Consider the following 16,565-nt stretch of genomic DNA (forward strand, 5'->3'; position numbering starts at 1 on the left):
ACTCCGAGGTGAGATGACGGGAAGGAGAATCAGGCCGGGTCGCCGGCGGCGGGCGCGTTGCTGTCCGCATCGACGATGCTCCTAAAGTGCGGTTTCGGGCGCGGCGCGCACGGGGATCGGGCGGTGGTCGGCGCCCACCGCCACCATCGTGAAGGCGGCCGCGCCCGCCCGCCGGCGCTCGCCGGTGAGCAGGTTCTCGGCGGTGAGCTCCACATCCACGGTCATGGACGAGCGGCCGACGCGCGCGATGCGGGGAGCGATCTCCATCACCTCGCCGGCGCCGATCTGGCTGACGAACTCGCTCCATGGCGTCGCCGCCAGCACCACCGCGGCGCGGGCGCGCCGGGAGGCTGCGACGAAGGCGGACTTGGCCATGGCCTCCAGCGCCCGGCCGCCGAACAGGCTGCCGTAGTGGCTGGTCTGCTCAGGAAACACCATTTCCACCATGCGCAGCTCAGACGTCCTGGCGACGGCGGCGGGGGCGGGCATGGGCGGCAGCGCGCCGCCCCCGTCCTGGAGATCGCCGACCGCCACCATGTTGAACACGCTGCGTCCGCAGCGGCGGCGCTCGCCCGTGAGCGGCGTCTCCGCGAAGAAGTCCACCTCCACGCCGAGCGACCGCCGTCCGACGCGCACCAGCGCGCCGGTCAGCTCGATGATGTCGCCGAGCTTCGCCGGCCGGTCGAAGTCCACCCGTTCGCAGGAGGCGGTGACGAAGGCGCGGCGCCCGTGGCGCGAGGCGGCGATGAAGGCCACCTTGTCCATGTGCGCCAGCCCGACGCCGCCGAACAGCGTGCCGTGATGGTTGGTGTCTCCGGGGAACACGACGTCGACCAGCGTGGTCGATGTCGTGGCGGGCTGGCCCGCGGTCATTGCGCGGCTTCGGCCGAAGCCGCGCGGTCCCGCAGCCGTCGGGCGGCGGCGACCATGTTGACGAGCGCGGGCTTCACCTCCTCCCACTTGCGGGTCTTGAGGCCGCAATCGGGATTGACCCAGAGCTGCTCGGGCGCGATGCGCTCCCGCGCCCGTTCGAGCAGCTCCACCATCTCCTCCACGGACGGCACGCGCGGCGAGTGGATGTCGTAGACGCCGGGCCCGATCTCCGCCGGGTAGCGGTAGCCGACGAAGGCGTCCAGCAGCTCCATGCGCGAGCGGGAGGTCTCGATCGAGATCACGTCCGCGTCCATGGCGCCGATGGAGGCGATGATGTCGTTGAACTCCGAGTAGCACATGTGGGTGTGGATCTGGGTTGCGTCCTCCACGCCCGACGAGCACAGCCGGAAGCTCGCCACCGCCCAGTCGAGATAGGTCTTCCACTCGCCCCGTCGCAGCGGCAGGCCTTCGCGCAGCGCCGCCTCGTCGATCTGGATCACGGAGGCGCCGGCGGCCTCCAAGTCCTCCACTTCGTCGCGGATCGCGAGCGCGATCTGCCGGCAGGCGGTCGCGCGCGGGATGTCGTCGCGCACGAAGGACCAGTTCAGGATGGTCACCGGCCCGGTGAGCATGCCTTTCATCGGCTTGCTGGTGAGCGACTGGCTGTAGGACCACCACTCCACCGTCATGGGCTTCGGCCGGGAGACGTCGCCGTAGAGGATCGGCGGGCGGACGCAGCGGGAGCCGTAGCTCTGCACCCAGCCGTGCCTGGTGAAGGCGAAGCCGGCGAGCTGCTCGCCGAAATACTGCACCATGTCGTTGCGCTCGAACTCGCCATGCGCCAGCACGTCGAGGCCGATCTCCTCCTGCCAGCGGATGGCGCTCGCGGTCACCTTGCGCAGGAAGTCCACATAGTCGGCGTCCGGGAGCGCGCCATTGGCGTTGGCGGCGCGGGCCTTGCGCACCTCCGGCGTCTGGGGGAACGAGCCGATGGTGGTGGTGGGGTAGGCCGGCAGGTCGAGACCCTTGCGCTGCTTCACGGCGCGCTCCGCGAAGGCGCTGCGGCGGCGCGTCATGTCCGGCGTGACGCGGGCGAGCCGCATCGCCACCTCGGGATCATGGATCTTGGGCGATTCCCGCCGCGCCCTGGCGGCGATGGAGGAGGAGGTCAGTTCCGGCTTCACGCTGTCGGCGCCGTGGGACAGGGCGCGGGCGAGGATCGACAGCTCCTCCATCTTCTGGACCGAGAAGGCGAGCCAGCGCTTCACGTCCGGGTCGAGCGCGTCCTCGGAGGCGAGATCGACCGGGGTGTGCAGCAGCGAGCAGGACGGCGCGAGTTCGATCCGCTCGGCGCCGCGGGCCGCGACCACGGGCGCGAGCCGCTCCACGATCGGGGCGAGATCCGCGCGCCAGACGTTGCGGCCGTCGATGACGCCGAGCGACAGCGTGAGGTCCTTCGGCGCCCGCGCCACCGCGAGGTCGAGCTGGGTCGGGGCGCGCACGAGATCGAGGTGAAGCCCAGCCACCGGCAGCGCCAGCGCGGTTCCGAGATTGTCGCCGAGGCCGCCGAAATAGGTCGCCAGCATGATCTTCAGCGACGGAACCTCGCGCGCGAAGCGGGCGTAGGCGTCCGCCAGCGCCTTGCGCGCCGCCGCGTCGAGGTCGAGGGCGAGGCACGGCTCGTCGAGCTGCGCCCAGTCGGCGCCATGGGCCGCGAGGCGCTTCAGGACCTCCACATAGACCGGAAGCAGGTCGTCGATCAGCGCGATCGGGTCGAAGCCCGCGTCCGCGCTCTTGCCGAGCCGCAGATAGGTCACCGGGCCGACCAGAACCGGCCGGGTCTTATGTCCCAGCGCCAGCGCCTCGCAGAACTCACTGACCACCTTGGTGGAGGACAGCGCGAACCGCTGGGCGCGGGAGAATTCGGGGACCATGTAATGGTAGTTGGTGTCGAACCACTTGGTCATCTCCAGCGCCGCCGCGCCGGCGTGGCCGCAGCCGCAAGCCCCATGGGCCTCCCCGCCCTGACGGCCGCGCGCCATGGCGAAATAGGCGTCGAGCGGGACCGGACCGCCGCTCCAGCCGTAGCGTTCGGGCACGACCCCGGCCATGGCGCTGACGTCGAGCACATGGTCGTAAAGCGAGAAGTCGTTGGAGGGGATCACGGCGACGCCGCGGGCCTTCTGGCGCGCCCAGTTGGCGGCGCGCAGGCCCGCGGCGGCGGTTTCCAGCGTCGCGGCGTCGCTCTTGCCGGACCAGTAGGACTCGAGCGCGGTCTTCAGCTCGCGGCGCGGGCCGATGCGCGGCGCGCCAAGCGTGGCGACGCGGATGATGTCAGTCTTCTCGGAATTGGACATTTCGGCAGACCCCAATCTGGCGTTGGGGGCAAAAGGCCGAGCGGACGCGTCGAACGGACCGCGGGCGGCTGCGCCGACGGTCGGGTTCCTGCGATCCACCGGGGCACCCCGCCCGTGGACGTTTCATGTCGTCGGGGCAGGTCTCCTGGCTCGCGGGTCGTCGCCTGTCGTCCGGTCTTCCCAAGGCTGTCCGGCCTCAGTGACAGGGTTGGACGAAAGGCTCGCCGCTCACAGTTGCGGGGGCAGCTCCGGCATTGCCCAAGGGCTCACCGGATTCCCTCTTAGCTCCGGCCAAACCCGGCCGGAGAACCTCGACAGCGTCATCCTAGGGCGGCGGCGGGACGATCGTCAAGGGCAGTATAAAGATATCTTTATTTCAGCATATGGAGAGCGTTATGGGTCGGCCGCAACGGCGGCGCCCATCTGTGGACAATATCGACCCCAGATGTTGACCGAAGCAGGGTCTCCGCCACAACATATGGGCGTCGAGGTTCTTCGAGGGGCGCATGCGCCTCACGGAGCTAAGAGGGAATCCGGTGCGCCGCGTCAGCGGCCAGTCCGGAGCTGCCCCCGCAACTGTGAGCGGCGAGCGTCTCGTCCATCCTGCGCCACTGAAGCCGTCACGCTTCGGGAAGGCCGGACGAAACGCCGTGACCCGCGAGCCAGGAGACCTGCCCCGACGCGATGAAACGTCCACGGGCGGGGTGTCCCGGTGGAGCGCTTGGGTTGAAGCCTGCGCCATCCCCCCGCGCACGGCTCGTGGCCCTTCCGCATCCGCTCGGCCTTTTGCCCCCAACGCGATCTTGGGGTCCAAGCCGATGTCTCTTTCGCAAGCTTCCGTATCGCCGGCCGTGACCTCCCGCCCGTCGCCGCAGGCGCCCGAGGCGGCGGCGCGGGCGACGCCCGCCTTCCGCGTCATACGGCGCAACGGATCGGTGTCCGATTTCGACGCGGCCAAGATCGTGGTCGCCATGACCAAGGCCTTCCTCGCGGTCGAGGGCGGCGGCGCCGCGGCCTCCCGCCGGGTGCATGAAACGGTGGAGGAGCTTGCGGGCGAGGTGGTCGCCGCGCTGACCCGCCGGGCGGATTTCGAGCGTGCGATCCACATCGAGGACGTGCAGGACCAGGTGGAGCTGGCGCTGATGCGCGGCGGCCACCACAAGGTCGCCCGCGCCTATGTGCTCTACCGCGAGGCCCGCGCGGCCGAGCGGCGCAAGGAGGCGCAGACCGCGCCCGTGGCCCCGCCCGCGATCCATGTGCGCAGGGCCGACGGCTCGCTCGCCGAGCTCGACGAGACGCGGCTCGCGCTCGTCATCCGCGAGGCCTGCGCCGGACTGGACGGGACAGATCCCGAGGCGGTGCTGACCGAGGCCCGCCGCAATCTTTATGACGGGGTGTCGGAGGGCGAACTCGCCCAGGCCCCGGTGATGGCGGCGCGGGCGCTGGTGGAGACCGAGCCGAACTACGCTTTCGTCTCCGCGCGCCTGCTGCTCGACGCGCTGCGCGCCGAGGCGCTGACCGCGGTGTTCGGCGCGCCGACCCGCGCCACCAGGGCGAGATGGCGGAGACCTACCGCGATTATTTCCCGGCCTTCGTGCAGGCGGGCGTCGAGGCGGAGCTGATCGACCCGGAGCTCGCCCGCTTCGACCTCCACGCGCTCGCTTCGGCGCTCAGGCCCGAACGCGACCTGAACTTCCAGTTCCTCGGCCTGCAGACGCTCTATGACCGCTATTTCCTGCACGCCGGGCCAAGGCGCATCGAACTCCCCCAGGCCTTCTTCATGCGCGTGGCCATGGGGCTTTCGCTCCGGGAGATCGACCGCGAGGCCCGGGCGATCGAATTCTATGACCTGCTGTCCAGCTTCGATTTCATGGCCTCGACCCCGACGCTGTTCAATTCCGGCACGACGCGGCCGCAGCTCTCTTCCTGCTTCCTCACCACCGTGGCCGATGATCTGGACGGCATCTTCAAGGCGGTGAAGGACAACGCTTTGCTGGCGAAATATTCTGGCGGCCTCGGCAACGACTGGACGCCGGTGCGCGGCCTCGGCGCGCACATCAAGGGCACCAACGGCGAGAGCCAGGGCGTGGTGCCGTTCCTGAAGGTGGCGAACGACACCGCGATCGCCGTCAACCAGGGCGGCAAGCGCAAGGGCGCGGTCTGCGCCTATCTGGAGACCTGGCACGTGGATCTCGAGGAGTTCCTCGACCTGCGCAAGAACACCGGCGACGACCGCCGCCGCACCCACGACATGAACACCGCGAACTGGATCCCGGACCTGTTCATGGAGCGGGTCGAGGCGGACGGGGCGTGGACGCTGTTCTCGCCCGACGAGACTCCGGACCTGCACGACCTCTACGGCCCCGCCTTCAAGGCGGCCTACGAGGGCTATGAGGCGAGGGCCGCGCGCGGCGAACTCAGGGTGTTCCGCACCCTCCGCGCGGTCGATCTGTGGCGGCGCATGCTGACCATGCTGTTCGAGACCGGGCATCCCTGGATCACCTTCAAGGATCCCTGCAACATCCGCTCGCCCCAGCGCCATGTGGGCGTGGTGCATTCCTCGAACCTCTGCACCGAGATCACGCTCAACACCTCGGCCGACGAGGTGGCGGTGTGCAACCTCGGCTCCGTCAACCTCGCGCGGCATGTGACGGGTGAGGGGCTCGACCGGGCGCGGCTCGCCCGCACGGTGAAGACCGCCATGCGGATGCTCGACAACGTGGTCGACATCAACTTCTACACCATCCCCGAGGCCCGCCGCTCCAACCTGCGCCACCGGCCGGTGGGGCTCGGGATCATGGGCTTTCAGGATGCGCTGCAGACGCTGCGGCTGCCTTACGCCTCCGAACAGGCCGTCCGCTTCGCCGACGAGAGCATGGAGGCCGTGAGCTTCGAGGCGATCTCGGCGTCCGTCGACCTCGCCGCCGAGCGCGGCCGCTATCCGAGCTTCGAGGGCTCGCTCTGGTCGCAGGGCGTTCTGCCGATCGACAGTCTCGACCTGCTGGCGGAGGCGCGGGGAGGGTCGGCGTTCGACCGGTCCGCGACGCTCGGCTGGGCGTCCTTGCGCGAGCGCGTGAGAAGCGTCGGCATGCGCAACTCGAACTGCATGGCGATCGCTCCGACCGCCACGATCTCCAACATCTGCGGCGTGTCGCAGTCGATCGAGCCCGCCTACCAGAACCTCTACGTGAAATCGAACATGTCCGGCGACTTCACGGTGGTGAACGCCGGCCTCGCCCGCGACCTGAAAGCCCGCGGGCTGTGGGATGAGGTGATGGTCTCGGACCTGAAATATTTCGACGGCGCGCTGGCCCTGATCGACCGCGTGCCGGGCGACCTCAAGGCGCTCTACGCCACCGCCTTCGAGATCGACGCCAGATGGCTGATCGAGGCGGCCGCGCGCCGCCAGAAATGGATCGACCAGGCCCAGTCGCTCAACCTCTACATCGCCGCGCCTTCGGGCCGCGCGCTGGACGCGCTCTACCGTTCGGCGTGGAAGGCGGGGCTCAAGACCACCTATTACCTGCGCTCGCGCTCCGCGAGCCATGTGGAGAAATCCACGCTGAAGGGCGTGGACGGCAAGCTCAACGCCGTCTCCGCCACGCTTTCGGCCCAGCCGATCGTGGTGGGCGAGGGCGCGGTCTGCGCCATGGACGATCCGACCTGCGAGGCCTGCCAGTAAGGCGGCCCGCGCCAGCAACCGTCATGCCCGCCGCGGCGGGCAGCCACCCCTTCCTTGCGATCGCGGCGTCCTGCGGCGAAGTCGTGGAGGCCCGAGCCGGGCTCGGGCCTCATGACGGCGTTTCGTTCCGCGAGCGTTGCCGCCGCTTGAAACAGAATGAGGCCTCCCGTGCTCGACTGGTCCGAACCCGCCTCTCCGAAATCGGCCGCCCTGCTCCCCGCCGATCCGGCCTCCTCCGGTCCGGTCCAGAGCGGCCTCGGCGTCATCGACCGCTCCGGCGGCCGCGTCACCGTGGACGAGAAGCGGCTCATCAACTGCCGCGCCGACGTCAACCAGCTTCTGCCGCTCAAATACCGCTGGGCCTGGGAGAAGTACCTCGCCGCCTGCAACAACCACTGGATGCCGACGGAAGTGTCCATGCAGGCCGACATCGCGTTGTGGAAGTCCAGCGACGGCCTCACCGATGACGAGCGGCGCATGGTCAAGCGCAATCTCGGCTTCTTCGCCGCATCGGAGAGTCTTGTCGCGAACAACATCGTGCTGGCGATCTACCGTCACCTCACCAATCCCGAGTGCCGGCAATATCTGCTGCGGCAGGCCTTCGAGGAGGCCGTCCACACCCACACCTTCCAGTATGTGGTGGAGAGCCTCGGCCTGGACGAAGGCGAACTGTTCAACATGTATCGCGAGGCGCCGTCGATCACCGACAAGGCCGCCTGGGCGCTGAACCACACCCGCCATCTCGACGACCCCGATTTCCGCACCGGCACGCCGGCCGCCGACGGCGCCTTCCTGAAGGACCTGATCGCCTTCTACGTGGTGTTCGAAGGCATGTGGTTCTACACCGGCTTCGCGCAGATCCTGTCGCTCGGCCGCCGCAACAAGATGGTCGGCATCGCCGAGCAGTATCAGTACATCCTGCGCGACGAGAGCCTGCACCTGAACTTCGGCGTCGACGTCATCAATCAGATCAAGGCGGAGAGCCCGCATCTGTGGACCTCCGCCTTCCAGGCGGAAGCGCTCGCCATGATCCGGGAGGCGGCGGAGCTGGAGGCGGCCTATGGCCGCGACGTGCTGCCGCGCGGCCTGCTGGGGCTGAACGCCGCGGCCTGCGAGCGGTACATGCGCTTTATCGCCAACCGCCGCTGCGCCCAGCTCGGCCTGCCTTGGGCCTTCGAGGCCACGGAAAATCCCTTCCCGTGGATGTCGGAGGCTATGGACCTGAAGAAGGAGAAGAACTTCTTCGAGACCCGCGTCATCGAATATCAGAACGGCGGGGCTCTCGCCTGGGACTGACGGCGCCTGTTCGTTGTGCTGGCGTTCCGGGCTTGGCCTCGGGCGAGGGGAGGGGCGATAGTGGCGCCGACACCTCTCCCGCGCCCGGAGCGAGCCCCGTGAAGATCATCGTGTTTCAGCATCTCGCGGTGGAGCATCCCGGCGTGTTCCGGGAGTTCTGGGCCCGATCCGGCCACGACTGGCGCGCGGTGGAGCTGGACGAGGGCGAGCCGGTCCCCGATCTGGACGGCTTCGACCTGATGGCCGTCATGGGCGGCCCCATGGACGTGTGGCAGGAGGACGAACACCCCTGGCTCGTGGCGGAGAAGGCGGCGATCGCGGCCTGGGCGCGCGCCGGCCGGCCCTATCTCGGCGTTTGCCTGGGCCACCAGCTTCTGGCGTCCGCGCTTGGCGGCGAGGTCGGCCTGATGGCGCGGCCCGAGGTGGGGGTCACGACCGTGGAGCTGACGCCCGAAGGCGCGGCGGATCCGGTCTTCGCCGGCCTCGATCCCCGCATCGAGACCCTGCAGTGGCATGGCGCGGAAGTGGCGCGCCTGCCTGACGGCGCGACGGCGCTCGCAGCCAACGCCGCCTGTGCGACGCAGGCCATGCGCTGGGGCGCGCGCGCCTATGGCGTCCAGTTTCATCTGGAGATCACGGACACGACGGTGGACGAGTGGGCCGCGGTGCCGGAATACGCCGCGAGCCTGAAGGCGACCCTCGGCGCCGAGGGCGCGCGGGCGCTGGAGGACGAGGTGCGGCGCAAGCTGCCGGACTTCCGGGCGGTCGCGGAGCGGTTCGATCGCAATGTGGGCGCGCTGATCGCGACCGCGTCGAGTCGTTAAGCGTTTGATGACGTCCGGGCGCTAATCTGACGTTTGAGGTTGGGCGTCGCCCGGCGGCGACAGTCCGCCCGGCGAAAGCTGGTGAGTTGCGTATGCGTATGGCGTTGTCGAGGACGGCGAAGCTCTTCGCCGCGTTGGTTCTGCCGCTTGTGGCGGCGGCCTGCGGGCATTCGCCCAAGGTCAGCAGGGTGAGCCTCAGCGCGCGGGAGTGTATGGCCCGCGTGATGTATTTCGAATCCAACCGCTCCAGCGACGACGGCATGCTTGCCGTCGGCACGGTGGTCATGAACCGCGTGGCGTCAGGGCGCTACCCGCGCACCGTCTGCGGCGTGATCGGGCAGCCGAACCAGTTCGCCCCCGGCGTTCTGACCCGGCCCATGACCGACAGCGGCAAACCGCGCGCCTATCGCATGGCGGACGCGGTGCTCTCCGGCGCGCGCAATCCGCGCGTGGGCTCGAAGTCCATGTTCTTCCACACCGCCGGCTACAAGTTCCCGTACCGGAACATGCATTACGTGGCGATCGCCGGCGGCAACGCCTTCTATGAGAAGCGCCGTCCGGCGCCGGGCGTGATGATCGCGAGCCAGGAGTCGATCGCGGCGACCGAGCGCGTGCGCATGGCCTCGCTGGAGCCGAGCCGCCCGGTCTATGTGGCCCGCCATGCGCCGACGGAGGCCGCGGAACGTCATGCGGTTGAGAGCCACATGGCCGAGCGCCGCGCGCGTGAGACGCGCGAGGAGATCCGCGTCGCGGCCCTGCCGCCGCGCGTTGCGGAGCGGGCGCCTGCGCCGCGCCCGATTCGGGTCGCCGACGCCCGTCCGGCCTATGAGGCGGCGCCGATCGAGCCCTACCGCGCCAACCCGCGGCCGGTGTCCGTATGGCGCGAGGGGCCGGAGCCGAGGCCCGCGCCGCGCCGGGTGATCGATCCGGGCGAGCGCATGGCGCTGGCCTCCGCCGCGCCGCTGCCGGCGCCGCGGGAGCCGGAGGCCCTGCGGGCCCCGAAGACCATCGAGGAGCTGATCGAGGCGGGGGTCATTCCCGGCCGCTGATCCTCTTCGATCCGCTGGTTTCGTAAGGCGGACACGGCGCGTTCGAAGGTCTCGAAACCCATCACATTCCCATCAAAAAGGCCGGGTCGGCGGAACGCCGACCCGGCCTTTTTGCGTTTGTTTTCCGCGCGATGGCGCAACGACGCGCGGACATGGCGTCGCATGCGGCGATCCATGCGAAGATCAAGGACGGGAAAGAATTTTTTCGTTTCGGCTGGAATTGTTCAGCTTCTGAAGCGCAGGGTCTTGCACCTAAAGTGGCAGGGGTCTAAGCCTCGCCAAAAGGGCGTCGGCGCGCGTGGCATGCCAAGCGTGAACCGACCCGAAGGACCGGGCGGGCGCGCCTGAAGGCGCCGCGATCCGGCCATGAGGAACGGAGGCGGCGAAGCCAATGCCCGATCTGCTCGCGGACTATCTGCCGCTTGTGATCTTCCTCGGCGTGTCGCTCGTGATCGGCGTGGCCCTGCTCGCCTCGCCCTTCCTGCTCGCCTACAAGAACCCGGATCCCGAAAAGCTCTCGGCTTACGAGTGCGGCTTCAACGCGTTCGACGACGCGCGCATGAAGTTCGACGTGCGGTTCTATCTGGTCGCCATCCTGTTCATCATCTTCGACCTCGAGGTCGCGTTCCTGTTCCCCTGGGCGGTGGCGTTCAAGGAGGTCGGCCTGTTCGGCTTCTGGTCGATGATGGCGTTCCTCGGGGTGCTGACGATCGGCTTCATCTATGAATGGCGCAAGGGAGCCCTGGAATGGGACTGAGCCCGACGTCTCCCGGAACGCTGGTGGCGCCGGCCCCCAAGGGCCTGACCGACGCTTCCGGCCGCCCGCTCGGCCATGACGACGCCTTCTTCACCGGCGTGAACGACGAACTGGCCGACAAGGGCTTCCTCGTCACCTCCACCGAGGATCTCATCACCTGGGCCCGCACCGGCTCGCTGATGTGGATGACCTTCGGCCTGGCGTGCTGCGCGGTGGAGATGATGCAGGTCTCCATGCCGCGCTACGACGTGGAGCGCTTCGGCTTCGCGCCGCGCGCAAGCCCCCGCCAGTCCGACGTGATGATCGTCGCCGGCACGCTGACCAACAAGATGGCTCCGGCGCTGCGCAAGGTCTACGACCAGATGCCGGAGCCGCGCTACGTCATCTCCATGGGCTCCTGCGCCAATGGCGGCGGCTACTACCACTACTCCTATGCGGTGGTGCGCGGCTGCGACCGCGTGGCGCCGGTGGACGTCTATGTGCCCGGCTGTCCGCCGACCGCCGAGGCGCTGCTCTACGGCGTTCTGCTGCTGCAGAAGAAGATCCGCCGCACCGGCACGATCGAGCGGTGAGGGCCAGGCATGAGCGTCTCTCCTGACGAGGTTCTGAACGCGCTGGCGGCGCGCATCGCCGAGGGGCTGGGGGCGGACGTGCTGTCTGCCTCCGTCGCCTATGGCGAACTGACGGTGACGGCCGAAGCGGCTCGGATCGTCGAGGTCCTGACCTTCCTGCGCGACGACCCCGCGTGCCGGTTCGTCTCCTTCGTCGACGTCTGCGGCGTGGACTGGCCGGCGCGCGAGAAGCGCTTCGACGTGGTCTATCACCTGCTGTCGCCCTACCGGAACACGCGGGTGCGCGTGAAGGTGGAGGCCGACGACGTGGAGCCGGTGCCCTCCGTCACCGGCGTGTTCCCCGGCGCGCTGTGGTTCGAGCGCGAGGCCTACGACCTCTATGGCATGCTGTTCTCCGGCCATCCGGACCTGCGCCGCCTGCTCACCGACTACGGCTTCGACGGCCACCCCCTGCGCAAGGACTTCCCCACCACCGGCTATGTGGAGGTGCGCTGGGACGACGAGGCCAAGCGCGTGGTCTACGAGCCCGTGCGCCTGAACCAGGAGTTCCGCAACTTCGACTTTCTCTCGCCCTGGGAAGGCACGGACTACGTGCTGCCCGGCGACGAGAAGGCCAAGGCGAACTGAGGCCCCCGGCGATGGCGGCGGGAGAGCGGATCAGCGGGCGGTGCCTGTGCGGCGAGGCGACCTTCGAGGCGGTCCTCGAGGACGGCGCCATGCACGCCTGCCATTGCGACAGCTGCCGCCGCTGGACCGGCGGGGTCTATCTCTATCTGCCGGTGGAGCCGGCGAGCCTGAGCGTGTCGGGCGGCGGCGCGCGCTTCTTCCAGTCCTCGGCCTTCGCGGAGCGCGGCTTCTGCGCTCAGTGCGGCTCCACGCTCGCGTTCCGCCATCTGGACGGGCGATCGGCCGACGTTTCGGCGCAGGCGGTCGAGGATTGCGGTCGTTTTCCCTTCGCGAGCGAAGTGTTCGTGGATGAGCAGCCGGCGAACTACGTCTTCGCCGGGGCCCGCGCGCGCCTGACCGGCGCGCAGTCGCAGGGGTTGATCGGGGCCGCGCCGACGGCGGAGGCCGCCCATGTCTGAGCCTCGGCCCATCCGTTCCGGCGGCTGCCTCTGCGGCGCGGTGCGCTTCACCGCCCGTCCGGGCCCGCATATGGACGTGTGCCATTGCGGCATGTGCCGGCGCTGGAGCGGCGGCGCGTTCATGGGCGTGCCCGTGACGGAGCTCGTCATCGAGGACGAGTCGCCGCTCGGCGCCTACGCTTCGTCGGACTACGGCGAGCGGGCCTTCTGCCGCAACTGCGGCTCCAGCCTGTTCTGGCGCATGCGCGACGGCTCCGCGGCGGTCGCCTCGCTGCAGGCCTTCGACGACCTGTCGGGCATCGTCTTCGCCGAAGAGATTTTCATCGACGACAAGCCCGCCCTTTACAGTTTCGCCGAAGACACGGCCAAACTGACCGGGGCGGAGTTCATGGCGCGCATGAGCGGGCAGGAGCAGGCCGGTGGCTGAAGCCGACATCCGCAATTTCACCATCAACTTCGGCCCGCAGCATCCGGCGGCGCATGGCGTGCTGCGCCTTGTGCTGGAGCTCGACGGCGAGGTGGTGGAGCGCGTCGATCCCCACATCGGCCTGCTGCACCGCGGCACCGAGAAGCTGATCGAGACCAAGACCTTCCTGCAGGCGATGCCCTATTTCGACCGGCTCGACTACGTCGCGCCGATGAACCAGGAGCACGCTTACTGCCTCGCGGTGGAGCGGCTGCTGGGCGTCGAGATCCCGATGCGGGCCCAGCTCATCCGCGTGCTCTATTCCGAGATCGGCCGCATCCTCTCCCATCTCCTCAACGTCACCACCCAGGCCATGGACGTGGGCGCGCTCACCCCGCCGCTGTGGGGCTTCGAGGAGCGCGAGAAGCTGATGGTGTTCTACGAGCGCGCCTCGGGCTCGCGCATGCACGCGGCCTACTTCCGCCCCGGCGGCGTGCATCAGGACCTGCCCGACGCCTTGATCGAGGACATCGATCGCTGGTGCGTGGGCTTCTACAAGGCGCTCGCCGACATCGACGCGCTGCTGACCGAGAACCGCATCTTCAAGCAGCGCAACGTGGACATCGGCGTGGTGCCGCTGGACGAGGCGTGGGCATGGGGCTTTTCGGGCGTGATGGTGCGCGGCTCCGGCGCGGCGTGGGATCTGCGCAAGTCGCAGCCCTACGACTGCTACGCCGACCTCGATTTCGACATCCCGATCGGCAAGAACGGCGACTGCTACGACCGCTACCTCATCCGCATGGAGGAGATGCGGCAGGCGACGCACATCATGCAGCAGTGCTGCGCGCGCCTGAAGACGGAGCGCGGGCCGGTCGCGACCCTCGACGGCAAGGTGGCGCCGCCGAAGCGGGGCGAGATGAAGCGCTCCATGGAGGCGCTCATCCACCACTTCAAGCTCTACACCGAGGGCTACCGGGTGCCCGAAGGCGAGGTCTACGCCGCGGTCGAGGCGCCCAAGGGCGAGTTCGGCGTCTATCTGGTCTCGACCGGCGACAACAAGCCGTACCGCTGCAAGATCCGCGCGCCCGGCTTCGCCCACCTGCAGGCGATGGACCACCTGTGCCGCGGCACGATGCTGGCCGACGTCTCCGCCATCCTCGGCTCGCTCGACATCGTGTTCGGGGAGGTGGACCGGTGAGGCTCGTCGTTCGCACAGGCAGGGCGCGGGCCTTCACCTCTCACCGGCGGGGAGAGGTCTGCCCGCAGGGCCGGGTGAGGGGGCTTCGGTCTTCTCCGGAACGCCTTCGCCCCCTCACCCGCGAGGCTTCCCCTCGCGACCTCTCCCCGCTGGGGAGAGGTGGGAGCCATATCCTGCCCGCGGGGAGCGCCGCCTGATGTCCGTCCGTCGTCTCGCCGAGGTCCAGCCCGCCGATTTCGAGTTCACGCAGGACAACCTGCAGTGGGCCGAAGGGCAGATCGCCAAATATCCGGAAGGCCGTCAGGCTTCGGCCGTCATTCCGCTGCTGTGGAAGGCGCAGGAGCAGCACGACGGCTGGCTGCCGGAGCCGGCGATCCGCCGGGTCGCCGAGATGCTGGGCATGCCGGTGATCCGGGTGATGGAGGTCGCGACCTTCTACACCATGTTCAACCTGAAGCCGGTGGGCGAGCATTTCGTCCAGCTCTGCGGCACCACCCCCTGCGCGCTGCGGGGGGCGGAGCGGCTGAAGGACGTGTGCCGCAAGCTCATCGGCGAGCAGAACCATGTGACCGCCGACGGCAAGCTGAGCTGGCTCGAGGTGGAGTGCCTCGGCGCCTGCGCCAACGCGCCCATGGTCCAGATCAACTTCGACTATTACGAAGACCTCAGCCCCGAGAGCTTCGAGGCGCTGCTCGAGGACCTGCGCGCCGGCCGCGCCGTGACGACCGGCTCCCAGACCGGCCGCTCCTGCTCCGCGCCGTTCGGCGGCGACACCTCGCTCACCGACGAGAGCCTCTATGACGGCTCGGTGGTCGGCGGCTGGAAGAGCCGCTTCAGCGAGGAGGCCAAGGTCGACGCGGCCGAAGCGGGAGCCGCGGCGAAGCCCGCCGAGGCCGCCCGGCCCGAGGCGAAGGCCGCGGGCTCGAAGCCGGACGCCGATGCGCAGCCTGCGGACGCCAAGCCCGCCGTGGCCGAGCGTCCCGCGGACCGCAGCCGCCGCGAGGGCCAGCCCTATCTCGGCTCCGGCGCGAGCGCGCCCGCCAAGCCCGGCGACAAGGAGGCGTGACGATGCTGACCGATCGCGACCGGATTTTCACCAATCTCAACGGCCGCCGCGGCGCCGACCTCCAGTCGGCGCTGAAGCGTGGCGCCTGGGACGAGACCAAGTTCCTGCTGGACAAGGGCCGGGACTGGATCGTGGCCGAGATGAAGGCCTCCGGCCTGCGCGGACGCGGAGGCGCCGGCTTTCCCACCGGCCTCAAGTGGTCCTTCATGCCGAAGCCGCAGGAGGGCCGTCCGCATTATCTGGTGGTCAACGCCGACGAGTCCGAGCCCGGCACCTGCAAGGACCGGGAGATCATGCGGAACGACCCGCATCTCCTGATCGAGGGCTGCCTGATCGCGTCCTTCGCGATGCACGCCAACGCCTGCTACATCTACATTCGCGGCGAATACGTGCGGGAGCGCGAGGCGCTGCAGCGCGCCGTGGACGAGGCCTACGCCGCCAATCTGGTGGGCAAGAACAACACGCACGGCTGGCCGTTCGACATCTACGTTCATCACGGCGCCGGCGCCTACATCTGCGGCGAGGAGACCGCGCTGCTCGAAAGCCTCGAAGGCAAGAAGGGCATGCCGCGCCTGAAGCCGCCGTTCCCGGCCAACATGGGCCTCTACGGCAACCCGACCACGGTCAACAACGTGGAGTCGATCGCGGTCGCGGGCACCATCCTGCGGCGCGGCGGGGCGTGGTTCGCGGGCCTCGGCAAGCCCAACAACACCGGCACCAAGCTGTTCTCCATCTCCGGCCACGTGGAGCGGCCGTGCAACGTGGAGGAGGAGATGGGCATCTCCTTCCGCGAGCTGGTGGAGAAGCACTGCGGCGGCGTCCGCGGCGGCTGGGACAACCTCTACGCGGTCATCCCCGGCGGCTCGTCGGTGCCGGTGCTCCCCGAGCACCAGTGCCAGGACCTGTCCATGGACTTCGACACCCTGCGCAACCTGCGCTCGGGCCTCGGCACGGCGGCGGTGATCGTCATGGACAAGTCCACCGACATCGTGCGCGCCATCGCCCGCATCTCGCACTTCTACAAGCACGAGAGCTGCGGCCAGTGCACGCCCTGCCGCGAGGGCACGGGCTGGATGTGGCGCGTGCTGGAGCGCATGGCGGTCGGCCGCGCCGAAAAGCGCGAGATCGACATGCTGCTGGAGGTCTCCACCCAGGTGGAGGGCCACACCATCTGCGCGCTCGGCGACGCCGCGGCCTGGCCGGTGCAGGGCCTGATCCGGCACTACCGCCACGAGATCGAGAAGCGCATCGACGACTACGCCGCGAACCCCGCCCCGCGGGATTACGCCATGGCGGCGGAGTGAGCGCGATGGCCGGCTTGATCCAGCCCCACGCCGTCATGCCCGAGCTGTGCTCGGGCGTCCACGACTTCGGCGTGGAGGGCGGCGGCCATCAAATCG

At 69.1% G+C, this 16,565-nt stretch carries 13 protein-coding genes, 1 pseudogene and 2 riboswitches; of the genes and pseudogenes, 12 read left to right on the forward strand and 2 right to left on the reverse strand.

Going from position 1 to position 16,565, the window contains the following annotated elements; genetic code table 11:
• Positions 1-81 precede the first annotated feature (81 nt).
• Both PKE85_RS07650 and metE read right to left on the reverse strand, forming a co-directional pair.
• Positions 82-873: an acyl-CoA thioesterase gene (locus PKE85_RS07650; protein WP_271204208.1), complete on the reverse strand. Its 792-nt coding sequence runs from the start codon at positions 871-873 to the stop codon at positions 82-84.
• Entirely contained in the window at positions 870-3,230 is a 2,361-nt protein-coding gene (gene metE / locus PKE85_RS07655) for a 5-methyltetrahydropteroyltriglutamate--homocysteine S-methyltransferase (RefSeq protein ID WP_271204209.1), read from the reverse strand. Before metE ends, PKE85_RS07650 begins: the two co-directional genes overlap by 4 nt.
• Positions 3,231-3,348: 118 nt before the next feature.
• A riboswitch (cobalamin riboswitch) is annotated at positions 3,349-3,559 on the reverse strand.
• 142 nt (positions 3,560-3,701) lie between these two features.
• A riboswitch (cobalamin riboswitch) is annotated at positions 3,702-3,923 on the forward strand.
• A gap of 125 nt (positions 3,924-4,048) precedes the next feature.
• Here metE and PKE85_RS07660 point away from each other — a divergent pair.
• The 12 genes and pseudogenes from PKE85_RS07660 (at position 4,049) to nuoF (ending at position 16,469) form a co-directional block, all read left to right on the forward strand.
• Positions 4,049-6,912: pseudogene (locus PKE85_RS07660) on the forward strand (ribonucleoside-diphosphate reductase subunit alpha).
• 168 nt (positions 6,913-7,080) lie between these two features.
• Positions 7,081-8,208 carry a ribonucleotide-diphosphate reductase subunit beta gene (locus PKE85_RS07665; protein WP_271204210.1) on the forward strand — a complete coding sequence of 376 codons (1,128 nt, stop codon included), beginning with the start codon at positions 7,081-7,083 and terminating at the stop codon, positions 8,206-8,208.
• A 98-nt stretch (positions 8,209-8,306) separates the two neighbouring features.
• The gene (locus PKE85_RS07670) at positions 8,307-9,032 is read left to right on the forward strand and encodes a type 1 glutamine amidotransferase (RefSeq protein WP_271204211.1); all 726 of its coding nucleotides are present in this window, start codon (positions 8,307-8,309) and stop codon (positions 9,030-9,032) included.
• A 98-nt stretch (positions 9,033-9,130) separates the two neighbouring features.
• Entirely contained in the window at positions 9,131-10,081 is a 951-nt protein-coding gene (locus tag PKE85_RS07675; RefSeq protein ID WP_271204212.1) for a cell wall hydrolase, read from the forward strand.
• Between the two features lie 391 nt (positions 10,082-10,472).
• On the forward strand, positions 10,473-10,838 hold the full coding sequence (locus PKE85_RS07680) for an NADH-quinone oxidoreductase subunit A (RefSeq protein WP_271204213.1): 366 nt from the start codon (positions 10,473-10,475) through the stop codon (positions 10,836-10,838).
• Positions 10,829-11,410 (forward strand): NuoB/complex I 20 kDa subunit family protein, encoded by a 582-nt coding sequence (locus tag PKE85_RS07685; protein ID WP_271204214.1) that lies wholly within the window; start codon positions 10,829-10,831, stop codon positions 11,408-11,410. Before PKE85_RS07680 ends, PKE85_RS07685 begins: the two co-directional genes overlap by 10 nt.
• 9 nt (positions 11,411-11,419) lie before the next feature.
• Positions 11,420-12,037: an NADH-quinone oxidoreductase subunit C gene (locus tag PKE85_RS07690; RefSeq protein WP_271204215.1), complete on the forward strand. Its 618-nt coding sequence runs from the start codon at positions 11,420-11,422 to the stop codon at positions 12,035-12,037.
• An 11-nt stretch (positions 12,038-12,048) separates the two neighbouring features.
• On the forward strand, positions 12,049-12,495 hold the full coding sequence (locus PKE85_RS07695) for a GFA family protein (RefSeq protein WP_271204216.1): 447 nt from the start codon (positions 12,049-12,051) through the stop codon (positions 12,493-12,495).
• Positions 12,488-12,922 (forward strand): GFA family protein, encoded by a 435-nt coding sequence (locus PKE85_RS07700; protein ID WP_271204217.1) that lies wholly within the window; start codon positions 12,488-12,490, stop codon positions 12,920-12,922. Before PKE85_RS07695 ends, PKE85_RS07700 begins: the two co-directional genes overlap by 8 nt.
• On the forward strand, positions 12,915-14,099 hold the full coding sequence (locus PKE85_RS07705) for an NADH-quinone oxidoreductase subunit D (protein WP_271204218.1): 1,185 nt from the start codon (positions 12,915-12,917) through the stop codon (positions 14,097-14,099). The genes PKE85_RS07700 and PKE85_RS07705 overlap by 8 nt, the downstream gene beginning before the upstream one ends.
• Positions 14,100-14,295: 196 nt before the next feature.
• On the forward strand, positions 14,296-15,165 hold the full coding sequence (gene nuoE / locus PKE85_RS07710) for an NADH-quinone oxidoreductase subunit NuoE (RefSeq protein ID WP_271204219.1): 870 nt from the start codon (positions 14,296-14,298) through the stop codon (positions 15,163-15,165).
• A 2-nt stretch (positions 15,166-15,167) separates the two neighbouring features.
• Positions 15,168-16,469 (forward strand): NADH-quinone oxidoreductase subunit NuoF, encoded by a 1,302-nt coding sequence (gene nuoF / locus PKE85_RS07715; protein ID WP_271204220.1) that lies wholly within the window; start codon positions 15,168-15,170, stop codon positions 16,467-16,469.
• Positions 16,470-16,565: the final 96 nt, after the last annotated feature.

It is taken from the genome of Methylopila jiangsuensis (genome assembly GCF_027922305.1).
Lineage (GTDB): Bacteria > Pseudomonadota > Alphaproteobacteria > Rhizobiales > Methylopilaceae > Methylopila > Methylopila jiangsuensis.